11 protein-coding genes are annotated in these 13186 nt (G+C 39.9%); all 11 read left to right on the forward strand.

Features of this window, described 5'->3' with window-relative positions:
- Window positions 1–11 precede the first annotated feature (11 nt).
- On the forward strand, window positions 12–1049 hold the full coding sequence (locus DWY37_RS04345) for a CAP domain-containing protein (RefSeq protein WP_118544444.1): 1038 nt from the start codon (window positions 12–14) through the stop codon (window positions 1047–1049).
- A 30-nt stretch (window positions 1050–1079) separates the two neighbouring features.
- Complete coding sequence (locus tag DWY37_RS04350; RefSeq protein ID WP_118541886.1) at window positions 1080–1754, forward strand: hypothetical protein; 675 nt, start codon at window positions 1080–1082, stop codon at window positions 1752–1754.
- Between the two features lie 94 nt (window positions 1755–1848).
- Window positions 1849–2946, forward strand: a complete 1098-nt coding sequence (locus DWY37_RS04355) for a hypothetical protein (RefSeq protein ID WP_118541888.1) — start codon at window positions 1849–1851, stop codon at window positions 2944–2946.
- Window positions 2947–3075: 129 nt separating this feature from the next.
- Entirely contained in the window at window positions 3076–4644 is a 1569-nt protein-coding gene (locus DWY37_RS04360; RefSeq protein ID WP_117946410.1) for a transglutaminase domain-containing protein, read from the forward strand.
- Window positions 4645–4661: 17 nt separating this feature from the next.
- Window positions 4662–6521 carry a hypothetical protein gene (locus tag DWY37_RS04365; RefSeq protein ID WP_118541890.1) on the forward strand — a complete coding sequence of 620 codons (1860 nt, stop codon included), beginning with the start codon at window positions 4662–4664 and terminating at the stop codon, window positions 6519–6521.
- 120 nt (window positions 6522–6641) lie between these two features.
- Complete coding sequence (locus DWY37_RS04370) at window positions 6642–9080, forward strand: glycosyltransferase family 2 protein (protein WP_243092087.1); 2439 nt, start codon at window positions 6642–6644, stop codon at window positions 9078–9080.
- Between the two features lie 67 nt (window positions 9081–9147).
- The gene (gene rffA / locus DWY37_RS04375; protein WP_118541892.1) at window positions 9148–10281 is read left to right on the forward strand and encodes a dTDP-4-amino-4,6-dideoxygalactose transaminase; all 1134 of its coding nucleotides are present in this window, start codon (window positions 9148–9150) and stop codon (window positions 10279–10281) included.
- Between the two features lie 29 nt (window positions 10282–10310).
- Window positions 10311–11327 (forward strand): NAD-dependent epimerase/dehydratase family protein, encoded by a 1017-nt coding sequence (locus tag DWY37_RS04380; protein WP_118541894.1) that lies wholly within the window; start codon window positions 10311–10313, stop codon window positions 11325–11327.
- Window positions 11328–11346: 19 nt separating this feature from the next.
- A complete protein-coding gene (locus tag DWY37_RS04385) occupies window positions 11347–12492 on the forward strand; it encodes an ATP-grasp domain-containing protein (RefSeq protein ID WP_118541896.1) in 1146 nt (381 codons plus the stop codon).
- Window positions 12489–12845 (forward strand): transporter, encoded by a 357-nt coding sequence (locus DWY37_RS04390; protein WP_117698685.1) that lies wholly within the window; start codon window positions 12489–12491, stop codon window positions 12843–12845. The genes DWY37_RS04385 and DWY37_RS04390 overlap by 4 nt, the downstream gene beginning before the upstream one ends.
- Before the next feature lie 3 nt (window positions 12846–12848).
- Entirely contained in the window at window positions 12849–13181 is a 333-nt protein-coding gene (locus DWY37_RS04395) for an EamA family transporter (RefSeq protein WP_117698686.1), read from the forward strand.
- Window positions 13182–13186: the final 5 nt, after the last annotated feature.

Consider the following 13186-nt stretch of genomic DNA (forward strand, 5'->3'; position numbering starts at 1 on the left):
AAAAGAGTGAAATGAAAAAAGCGTTACAGAAGATGATCACTTTTTGTGCAGTGGTACTGGGGATATGCTGCATGAACAAAATGGATGCAAAGGCATTTACAACAGGAAATTTGGAATATATGAATGGAAACTATTATTTATATTCCGGCAATCAGAAAATAATCAATGACTTTGTATTTGATGGCTCGTATACCTATTATGCCCAGGCAGATGGAACACCAATGATGAATCGTCTGACCTATCATCCAGATGGGGAACACGTTATTTATTTTGATGAAGATGGGCATGAAGTATTTAATAATTTTCAGTATTGCCCAAGTGTCGGATATACCTGCTATTTTGATTCCCAGGGCTATCTGTATAAAGACCAGATAACATACCTGGACGGACAGCCATATTATTTAAATGCAAATGGGGCGTTAGAGCAGAATGGCTGGTTCCGGTATGCGAATGGAAGAGATTATGGATATGCGGAATCTGACGGATGTTTAATAAATAATAAATTTGCAAAAGATAATCAGGGACGTGTTGTCTTTTACCACTGGAATGGAATGGTTGCAAGAGGTCTGATATCCGATGGATTATGGTATTATAGCATGGATGAAGGGGATGGACATTACCTGGGACGTTTTAAAGCGGCAGGCGTTGCACCGTCAGATACCTATCAGCTCCAGGTACTTGACCTTGTCAATGAAGAACGGTTAAGCAGAAACATTGCACCATTAAAGTTAAACGAACAGGTGCAGCAGGCAGCACAGGTACGTGCAGGTGAAATCAGCACAGTATTCAATCATATACGTCCGGATGGAAGATCCTGCTTTACGGCACTGGATGAGTATGTAACAGATGGATATGGTTCTGCCGGAGAGAATATTGCAGCAGGACAGAGCAGCCCACAGGAGGTGGTGAATGACTGGATGAATTCACCAGGACACAGAGCCAATATTCTGAAAGAAAGTTATACGGCACTGGGAGTAGGATATTATTATGGTTCCGGTCCATACTACTGTTATTGGGTACAGATGTTTATTGGAGACAGATACTGGTAAAATTTATGAGGTAAAAGGAGAAGAAAATTTATGAAAAAGCAATTTATGAAGAAACATTTTTGGAAGACTGCGGCGTGTCTGGGACTCATGGCAGTAACATTGGCAGGCAGTAATAAGATAACGGCGGAGGCACATACCGCACACATAATGGGAGAACTTAAGACGGAGAACGGAGTGCAGTATCTGTATTCAGAAGGACAAAAAGTAATCAATGATTTTGTCTTTGATGGAACTTATACTTATTATGCGCAGGCAGATGGAACACCGATGAAAGACCGTCTGTCTTATCATCCGGATGGAGAACATATTATTTACTTTGACGAGAATGGTCATGAAGTTTTTAATAAATTCCAGTATTGTGAAGCTGTAGGATATACCTGTTACTTTGATTCCCAGGGCTATATCTATAAAGATCAGATTACATTTGTAGATAGTGTGCCATATTATCTGAATGCAAACGGTAAGATGGAAGATTCCGGCTGGTTCTACTTCGCGAACGGTAAGGACTGCGGATTTGCAGATACAGATGGAACCTTGCGGAATAATGGATTTTCTTATGATCCATGGGGAAGAGTTGTCTTCTACAACTGGAATGGAATCGTAGCCCGTGGCATAATTTCCGATGGAGTATATCTTTATAACATGGATTACTATGATGGACATTTCCTGGATGGATTCTCAATAGAAGATGTGCTGCCAAATTAGTTCTGAAAAGAATTGGTTGAAAAGGGAAAAAAGAACTGGTACAATTGATTTGTAACCAAAACAATAGAGCAACAAGAAATGGAGAAAGAAGTTTATGAAGAAACAACTGATGAAGGTTGTGGTATGTCTGGGGATTATTCTTGCAGCATTTTCTGTAAATAAGACATCTGCCAAAGCATACACAACAGGAACATTGAGCAGTGATGGACATCTGTACAGCAATGGCAGAATGGTAATCAATGATTTCGTCTTTGATGGAACCTATACCTATTATGCACAGGCAGATGGAACACCGATGAAAGACCGTCTGACCTATCATCCGGATGGAGTACATATCATTTATTTTGATTCCCAGGGGCATGAAGTATTCAGCAATTTCCAGTATTGCCCAAGTGTCGGTTATACCTGCTATTTTGATTCTCAGGGGTATATCTACAAGGATCAGATTACTTTTGTGGATAGTGATGTCTATTATCTGAATGCAAATGGTAAAATGGAGGATAGTGGTTGGTTCCAATTCGCAAATGGTGTGGATTATGGATATGCTTATAGTGATGGTACTTTGAATTGCTATGGATTTGGTTATGATCCATGGGGAAGAGTTGTATATTATCACTGGAACGGAATGGTAGCCCGTGGACTGATCGCAGATGGTAACAATTACTATAGTATGTCAACGGAAGATGGACATTATCTTGGAAGCTTTTCCAATGGAAATACCAATCCGCTGTATGGACCAGGTTACTATATTGTTGGTATAAATATGCCGGCAGGAGAATATTTCCTTGCAAATCAGGGCGATGGTGTTTCATTTAATATTTATAATAGTAATGGATCTGTCCGGGATGACTGGAGTGATCAGAACCTGATTTTTACTGCTGTGCCAGGTGAAGAAGTATACATTTATGAGGGAATCGCAACGCCAAATCTTGCTTCCCAGTCAATCAGCCTTTCCTATGTCGGTGTGAATGCAAAGATTGGTATTCATCTTGGTGAAGGCGTATATCGTATTACTGCAACAGACCGTTCGAGTTATAGAAGCTACTACAATGTGTGGAATGATTCTACATTTTTACATGGTGTTGCAAACAGCCATGAATTTTCATATACAGGAGAGTCTGTTGATGTAAGAGTCTATAATGGACAGGTGCTGGATGTATGGGGTGCGACGGTTGCTTATGTAGGCCCGTAATCAGAATAGAAAAGAATAAAAAGCGTAAGAAAATGCTTTCTGATGTGTCAGAAAGCATTTTTTATATTGAAAGGATAGTAATAAAGCTGATATAATAAAGACAGCTATTAGAATGAAGGAGGAAAACGAATGAAAAAATGGAAGAAAGGGATGGCGTTGCTGGCAATTGCTGCAATGATAGTGCAATTATTACCGGTGAATGTAAAAGCAGAAAATTTAAACACAGATTTAAGTGAAAAAACAGGATATCTTCCTGCAGGACTGATGGAAGTCACCCTGACAGAGGAAGATGTAGCTGATGCGATTTCATTAGAGGACCAGGAATATAGGGCAAAGACATATAGTGCTTCTGGTACTGATTACAGTTCCAGCTATTACTATAATCAGTTATCTTATGAAAAGAGAACATTATATAATAGTATGCAGTATGAATGTGAACAGTATCTGGATACACAGGAGGATGCGGTAGTAGATGGTTCTTCTTATGCAAGGACAGACTACATAGAATGCACAGGCATGTCAACAGATGATTTGTGGGAAGTTGTTTGGATATTTACGCTTTCAAACCCGCAGTATTATTTTGTCCGTGGTACATCCGCTTTTAAAGGATATCAGGGCTCAAAACAATATGTGGCACTGGCAATTTATCCGGATTATCAGAAAGGATATGTACGTGCAAAATATACTGCCCAGTTTAATGCAAAAGTGAATAACTGGATAAATGAGATTAATGCAGAATCCTCAGATTACTTTAAAATTAAAAAAGCACATGATATTGTATGTGCGAACATCGTATATGATAATGATTCCAGCAATCAGGAAAAGCATCAGAGCAGCGGAACAGCAGTACTGACGGGAAACTCAGTATGCGCAGGCTATGCACAGCTCTTTTCCCTGTTATGCAATGCAGCAGGCATATCTGCAATCTGTGTAACCAGTCCATATCATGAATGGAACGAAGTGAAGCTGGATAATAACTGGTATGTTGTAGATTGTACCTGGGATGATTCTGATTCAGACAATAGCTGGTATTATAATTATTTTTGCAAATCAGATGCTACAATAAATGAGGGATATCATGAAGTGGAAAGTTGTCTGAGTGCATACAGACCGGCATGTAATTCAGATTATATCGGAAAAGTGTCCTCTTATAATGGAATCAGTTTTTATCGTGAAGTAGATGGAAATATCCGCAGCTATGATGAAAAAGGAAAACTGATTACCAATAAATTTGTATTTGACGGAAGTTATACCTATTATATGCAGGCAGATGGAACACCGATGAAAGACCGTCTGACTTATCATCCGGATGGAGAACATATTATTTATCTGGATACAGAAGGACATGAGGTGTTTAATAATTTCCAGTACTGTCCAAGTGTGGGATATACCTGCTATTTTGATTCCCAGGGATATATTTATAAAGATCAGATTACCTTTGTTGGCGATAAAGTATTTTATCTGAATGCAAATGGAAAGATGGAGAACAGTGGCTGGTTCCGGTTCGCAAATGGCAGGGATTTTGGATATGCGAATACGGATGGAACTTTGAAATGTGATGGATTTTCTTATGATCCATGGGGAAGAATTGTATTCTATCACTGGAATGGAATGGTAGCCCGTGGATTAATTACAGATGGTGTATATTATTATAATATGGATGCAACAGACGGACATTATCTTGGAAGTTTCCAGTAAATAAGAGGAGATTTTGGATGAAAAGAAAACTGGTTACATTTTTAACAATGACAGCAATGGTGACATTATTTACGACAGGAATAAATGAGACTGCATATGCGCAGACAATGGATGAAGAGACGGTGGTGTCCCAGAACTATGCAAGCGGAACTGTTTATATTTATACGGCAGCAGACCTGGTGAATCATGCAGATACATCAATGGGAGACAATTATGTTCTCATGAATGATATTGATATCAGCGCATATATGGGGAACATTGCAGGTATGCAGCTGCAAGGAACATTTAATGGAAATGGACATATCATATATGGAATCACTGGAGACAAGTCCCTGTTTTCCTATAACTTGGGACGAATCAGTAATCTTACTGTAGTGGGCAATCTGCAGGTAAACAGTGCGTCCTTTATTGATGTTGCTGGAATTACAGCATATAATGCAGGAACCGTTGAGGACTGTGTCAGCAAGGTGAATATTACCTCTGGTGGAAGCGCTAATATCCGTGTTGGCGGAGTTGCAGCAACTAATGTAGGTGACATTTACCGTTGTAAGAATGAAGGATATATTTCCGGAAATATTGCGGAAGTGGGCGGTATTATAGGGCTGAATGGTGGAACAAATGTGGTGGATTGTGAAAATACCGGAGCAATCAGCTTTACAACCAGTAATTGTCATGTTTATGCAGGCGGAATCATTGGCGATGAAACAAGATTTGGCGGAAATACCCAGTTTAGTGTAGAAAACTGTAAAAATTCAGGAGATATTTCCGGAGATGCCGGAAACGGAGCCGCTACAATTGGCGGTGTCATTGGTGAAACAGCAAGAAAAGGTGACAATAGTACATCATTGATTAAGAATTGTACAAATACAGGAAATATTTCCGGTACAGGTAGCCTGGGAGGAGTGATTGGAAATATTAACCGTGGAAATTCCTATATGCAGAATGGTGTGGAAATTTCTTCGGGTGGAGATAATATTGTTGTAGAAGGCTGCGGAAACAGTGGAAACATTACTGCAAAGAAATCAGGAAGTTCCTCTGTTGGAGGCGTATTTGGCGGTGCTGTAATTTCCAAAACTGGAACGATATATGTAAAAGGATGTGGTAACTCAGGAAGTATTTATAGTGAAAACGGCAGGAGCAATGTCAATATAGATGTTTTAGGCGGAATTGGCGGTGCCATGAATAATTTTGGAACTGAGGATGGGACTGGCAGCTATGTATATGTAGAAAACTGCTATAACAGAGGCTATGTAGATGATAATGTAAATTATTCTTCAGACCAGATTGCAAATACATCAGGCAGTAATATGGCAGTAACGAATTGCCAGTATACCGGCAACCGTTTTAAGACAGATGCAGATGGAACAATACATGCATATTATCCGGATGGAACACCTATTTACAATCAGTTTATATTTGACGGATATTTTACTTATTATATCCAGGCAGATGGAACAGCAATGAAAGACAATCTGACTTATCATCCGGATGGAACACATATTATCTGTTTCGATGAAAAGGGACACGAAGTATTTATGGATTTCTATTATTGCTCCAAAGTAGGATATACCTGTTACTTTGATTCACTGGGATATATTTATAAGGACCAGATTACTTTTGTTGGCAATAAGACATATTATCTGAATGCAAATGGTAAAATGGAGAATAGTGGATGGTTCCAGTTCGCAAATGGCATGGATTATGGATATGCAAATGCAGATGGAACATTAAAAACGAATCAGTTCTCCTATGATCCATGGGGAAGAATTGTATTCTACCACTGGAATGGAATGGTAGCCCGCGGATTGATCACAGATGGTGTCTACTATTATAATATGGATACAACAGACGGACATTATCTTGGAAGTTTCCAATAATTGAAAAATCAGAAAATACTGGAAAAAAGACTGGAATCCGGATGGTCATTATTTGACCATCCGGATTCTTTTTGATACAATATAGATAACTATGTTTTCTAAGGAGGAATACTTAAGAATATGATAAATTATGATTTCGTGACAGAGAGCATGAGAATGCATCTGACGAAACAGAATCGAATGGTTTTTCGTGGTTTCTTTCCAGAAGATAATCCGGAAGGAAGAACGATTAAAGTATATGTAAATAAAAAGGAAATTCCAGTAGAGATAACAATAGAGAAAAGTGTGGATGTCAGAAGAAGATATCTGCATTACCAGATGAATGTAGGAGAAGAAGTTACAGGAGAATTTGGAATACCGGAAGAACCGGTTACAGAAATCCGGGTATACAGCTGCAAGGGCAGTGAGGAAGCGTTGTCTTTCCGGGCAGATGGGAAATTATATCAGAGCATATGCAGCCAGCTGGAAAGCAATCTGGAGATGGAACGTTTAGAAGAGGATAAAATTGTTCTGACCGGATGGAGTGCAGCAGGGGATACAACCAAATGTGAAGTTTTTATCGATAAAAAAAGTGTACCATTTGAAGTACAGTGGAAATATCGTAAAGATGTAGTAGATGTTTTTGGAGAACTTTCAGACAGTATAAATTGTGGTTATGAAATCTTTGTACCGGATCAGGGAGGAAAGAGACTGGTACTTATACTGAAAGCAGCAGATAAGCAGAAACGGTTTGAAATATTATTGGAAAAAGTCCGCCAGGGAGAAGAAAAACAGACTGGTTCCGGCTATGTGAGAAAAGCGATTGCGTATTGGAAACATTATGGCTTCCGGAAAATGGTGCGTAAGGTGTTCTATAAGTTAAAGGGCAAAAAGGACACGATGAATTACGAGGAATTTCTGAAGAAATATGGAGTAGACGAAAATGAACTGGAGCGGCAGAGACAGGATGTAATAAAAGATGGACCATTGTTTTCAGTTGTTGTTCCATTATACTGCACCAAAGAAAAATTTCTGCGTGAAATGATAGAGTCGGTACAGGCGCAGACATATACCAACTGGGAACTGTGTCTTGCAGATGGAAGCGGAAAAGAAAAATCCCTGAAAGAAACTGTAGATATATATGCAAAAGAGGATAAGCGTATAAAATATATTTTATTGGAAAGCAATGAAGGAATTGCCGGTAATACCAATGAAGCACTGAAAATGGCGAATGGAGATTTTATTGTATTGACAGACCATGATGATCTGCTTTCACCGGAAGCATTATATCAGTGTGCGAAAGCAATACAGAAAGAGCCGCAGACAGACGTTATTTATTCGGATGAAGATAAGGTGGACATGAATGGCAGACACTATTTTGAACCACATTTTAAATCTGATTTTAATATTGATTTATTATGTACCATGAATTATATCTGCCATTTATTCGTATTCCATAAGACGATTCTGGAGAAAGCAGGTTTCTTTCAGAGTGAATATGATGGCGCACAGGATCATGATTTTATACTGCGTTGTACCGAGGCAGCAGAACATATTGCCCATATTCCAAGAGTGCTGTATCATTGGAGATGTCATTCCCAGTCAACTTCAGAGAATCCGGAAAGCAAGCTGTATGCATTTACTAATGGATGCAAGGCGGTAAAAGCACATTATGACAGAATTGGAATTCCAGCAGAAGTAGAAAGAGGACCTTTTTATGGAATGTATCATACCCGTTATCAATGGAAAGAAGAACCATTGCTTTCGATTATCATTCCGAATAAAGACCATGTGGCAGACTTGAGAAAATGTATGGATTCCATCGAAGAGAAATCCACCTACCGGAATTTTGAATTTATCATTGTAGAGAATAACAGTACAGAAGAAGAGACCTTTGCTTATTATAAAGAGATAGAGACAAGAGATAATGTAACTGTCTTATATTACAAAGGAGACTTTAATTATTCGAAGATCAATAACTTCGGTGTGGCGCAGGCAAAGGGAGAATATATCCTTCTTCTGAACAATGATACGGAGATAATCGAACCAGACAGCATCAAGGAAATGCTGGATGTATGTATGCGCCCGGATGTAGGAATCGCCGGAGCAAAATTATTATATGAAGATAATACCATACAGCATGCAGGTGTTATCGTTGGATTTGGCGGTATTGCAGGTCATGCATTTATCGGACAGGACAAAGAAGACAATGGATATTTTTCCAGGAGCATAAGTGTGCAGGATTTATCAGCAGTAACAGCTGCCTGTCTTATGGTACGAAAAAGTGTATATGAAGAAGTCGGGGGACTGGATGAAGAATACAAAGTAGCTTTCAATGATATTGACTTCTGCCTGAAAGTAAGAAAAGCAGGTTATCTTGTAGTATACAATCCATATGCACAGTTCTACCATTATGAATCAAAATCAAGAGGTCTGGAAGATTCTGCGGATAAAGTGGCAAGATTCCAGCGGGAGATCGCTTTATTTGGAGAACGCTGGGGAGATATTCTGGAAAAAGGGGATCCGTATTATAATCCGAATCTGACACTGGATAAAGCAGATTTTTCACTGAAAGAGTGAGAACCATAAATGGTCTGGTATTGTAAAAAGTGGTGCAATATCATGAATATATAACGGAGGCATAGAAATGATTAATTTCAATGAACCACCTTATATGGAAAAAAGCATGGATTATATCCGTAAGGCGGTAGAGAACAAGAAGATTTGTGGAGATGGAGAATTTACAAAGAAATGTAATGCTTGGCTGGAAGAACATACCGGGACAAAAAAGGCATTACTGACAACATCTTGTACCCACGCAACAGAACTGGCAGCTATTTTATCCGGGATTCAGCCGGGAGACGAAGTGATCATGCCGGCATATACCTTTGTATCTACAGCAGATGCCTTTGTCTTAAGAGGTGCTAAGGCGGTGTTTGTGGATATCCGTCCGGATACCATGAATATAGACGAAAAACTGATTGAACATGCGATTACCGATAAGACGAAAGCGATCGTTCCGGTACATTATGCCGGAGTATCCTGTGAAATGGATACGATTCTTGCAATTGCAGAGAAATATCATCTTCTGGTAATTGAAGATGCCGCCCAGGGTGTGATGTCTTTTTATAAGGGAAAGGCACTTGGAACCATGGGAGATTACGGATGTTACAGTTTCCATGAGACAAAGAATTACAGTATGGGAGAAGGCGGAGCACTTTTAATCCGGGACGAGAAAAATGTAGAGAATGCAGAAATTGTCCGGGAGAAAGGAACAAATCGTAGCAAATTCTTCCGGGGACAGATTGATAAGTATACCTGGGTAGAAGCGGGTTCTTCTTATCTGCCAAGTGAGTTAAATGCAGCATATCTTTATGCACAGCTTGAAGCAGCGGATAAGATTAATGAAAAACGTCTGTCTATCTGGAACCGCTATTGGGATGGATTGGAAAAATTATCTGATGAGGGTAAAATTGTCCGCCCAACGATACCGGAGGGCTGCGCACATAATGCACATATGTTTTATCTGAAAGCAAGGGATTTAGAGGAAAGAACAGCTTTAATCAGTTATTTAAAGGAACAGGGGGTACAGGCTGTATTTCATTATATTCCATTACATACAGCACCGGCAGGCCGGCGCTATGGTATGTTTGCAGGAGAAGACCGTTATACAACGAGGGAAAGCGAGAGGCTGGTCCGCCTGCCGTTATATTATAATCTGTCATTGGAACAGGCAGACTATGTGATAGATAAGGTTAATGCATTTTACAAAGAGAGATAAATGAAAATACAGGAAAGAGGACAGAGTAAATGGTTATTGTTATTGGGGCAACAGGATTTATTGGAATGTATACCGTAGACCGCTTCTTGGAAGAAGGTTATGAGGTGCTGGCAACTGGAAGAAATGCAATCATGAAGCAGGAACTGGAAGCAAAAGGCGTTACCTGTGTGTCATTGGATATTTCGAAAAAAGAAGATTTTGACAAATTACCGACAGAAGGTGTAGAGGGTGTCATTTTACTGGCAGGTCTGCTTCCGGCAAATGCACCGGTGGACATTGCACAGGATGAGAATGCTGCAGATTATATTCGCATCAATGTGGAAGGAACGATAAATGTGCTGGAGTACTGCCGCAAGAATGGCATTCAGAAAGTGATCGCTACCAGCAGCTATGCAGATGTAAGAAATGCATGGAAAAAGGGTGTTGCACTTAAGGAGACAGAACCGAGAGATTTCATGTATACAGGAGACCATGCAATATATGTGATTTCCAAGAATGCAGCCAATGATGTAATGGAATATTATAATGAACAGCATGGCATGCAGTGCGCTTCTTTCCGTCTGCCGCCGGTATATGGTGTTGGCCCGCATTCAGAAATTTATGTTAATGGCAAATATTATAAGACGGGAATCCAGACTTTTATCGAAAATGCAGAAGCTGGAAAAGACATTGAAATCTGGGGTGACCCACAGATTTCCAGAGACATTATTTATGTAAAGGATGTTGCAAGAGCATTTGTGCTGGCGTTACGCAGTGATAAGACCTATGGTCTTTATAATATGACATCCGGTACAGAACTAACTTTAGAGAAGCAGGTGCAGACCGTTATTGATGTATTTGGACCGGGTAAGGGGTCTCAGATTGTCTATCGCCCGGACAAGCCAAATAATACACCATCCTTTTTGTTTGATATGACAAAGGCGAAGGAAGATTTCGGTTTCGTGCCGGAGTATCTTTCTTATCGTGCAATTATGGAAGATTATAAAAAAGAATTAGAAAGCGGAAGATGGGATAAGTTCATCGCAAGCCGCCGCAAGGAAAGTTAAGTGCCGGGAGGATGGCAATATGAAGAAAATTGTAATTATAGGAGCGAATTCTTTTCAGAATCCGCTCATTTTAAAGGCGAAAGAGATGGGATATGAGACACATGTATTTGCATGGAAAGATGGCTCTATCGGAGAACGGACAGCAGATTATTTTTATCCCATCAGCATTGTGGAAAAGGAAGCAATCTTAGAAGAATGCCGGAGGATTCAGCCGGATGCAGTTGCAACAATAGCATCTGATCTTGCCAATATTACCGTGCAGTATCTGGCAGAGCAGCTGGGATTACCACATAATTCTGACAACTGTATCTATATATCTACCAATAAATTTGCCATGCGGGAAGCTTTCGCAAAACATGGTGTGCCTACACCGGGCTTTGTCAGTGTATGTGAAGGGGATGATTATGCGAAAGCAGTAGAATCTATGCAGTTTCCAATGATTGTAAAACCGACCGACCGTTCCGGAAGCCGCGGTATTATGAGGGTGGAACGTCTTGAAGAGATTGCTCCGGCAGTAGAAGAGGCAGTGCGTAATTCTTTTGAAAAGAAGGCAATTATTGAAGAATATATCGAAGGCAATGAATATAGCTGTGAATGTATTTCTTATCAGGGCAGACATCATGTGCTGGCGGTGACAAAGAAATATACCACAGGATATCCTCATTTTATTGAGACCGGACATATGGAACCACCGGAGCTTTCTGAAATTGAAATGAACCGGGTGAAGGAATTTATTCCGAAGGCACTTACTGCTCTTGAGATTGAAAATGGCGCTTCTCATTCAGAATTTAAACTGGATGCCGATGGCAATGTAAGAATCATTGAAATTGGTTCCCGTATGGGTGGCGACTGTATTGGCTCCCATCTGGTATATTTATCTTCCGGATATGACTTTGTCCGCATGGTAATTGAGACTGCTTTGGGACAGGAACCGGAACTGACACCGGCACATGAGCCGATGTGTGCGGGAATCCGCTTTGTGTTTACAAAGAAGGATCTGGATGTTTTGGAAGAGATTAAGAGCAAAAGTCCGGAATTGCTTCAGATGGTAAGTGAAATGGAACCGGTAGGGGAACATCAGGTAGTAGACAGTGGAAGCCGTTTTGGTTATTACATTCTGGCTGGAAAAAATCAGGCAGAGATTAAGGATTGGTTGGAACGATGAGTAAAGTAGAAGGAAAGAAAAAGTGGATACTGCTGATTTTACTGCAGCTGGTAATTATGATATACACATTATCCGGTGTGGCAGCGAAGTTTGCAGCAGGATATGAGTTTTTATCCATGGGATTTATTCTGTGTTACGGAGTGGAAATCTGCATCCTTGGATTGTATGCCATTTTCTGGCAGCAGATTATCAAAAGGGTTGATTTGTCGGTAGCATATGCAAACCGGAGCATTGCGATTTTGTGGTCTATGATCTGGGCAGCACTGATTTTTGGAGAACATATTTCGGTACAGAATATTATTGGTGTCCTTCTGGTAATTGCCGGCACCATGATTGTGAATAAGGAGGGTTAAAAGATGATATACTGGCTTTTTCTGGTGGCATCCGTAGTAGTAGCTTCCTTTTCGCAGATTTTGTTAAAGAAAAGTGCTGCAAAAAAATATGATAATGTAATAAAGGAATACTTAAATCCATATGTCATCATCGGATATGCCATGATGGTAGGAACTACCGTATTGACGATTCTGGCATATCATGGAATTGAATATAAGAATGGCCCGGTCATTGAATCCCTGGGCTATATCTTAATTATGATTTTAAGCTTTTTCTTTTTTAAAGAGCCGATTACAAAACGTAAAGTATTTGGAAATGCACTGATACTGCTTGGCATTATCGTGTTTTACCTATAGGAGGG

The organism is Roseburia sp. AF25-13LB (assembly GCF_003478915.1).
GTDB lineage: Bacteria > Bacillota > Clostridia > Lachnospirales > Lachnospiraceae > Roseburia_C > Roseburia_C amylophila.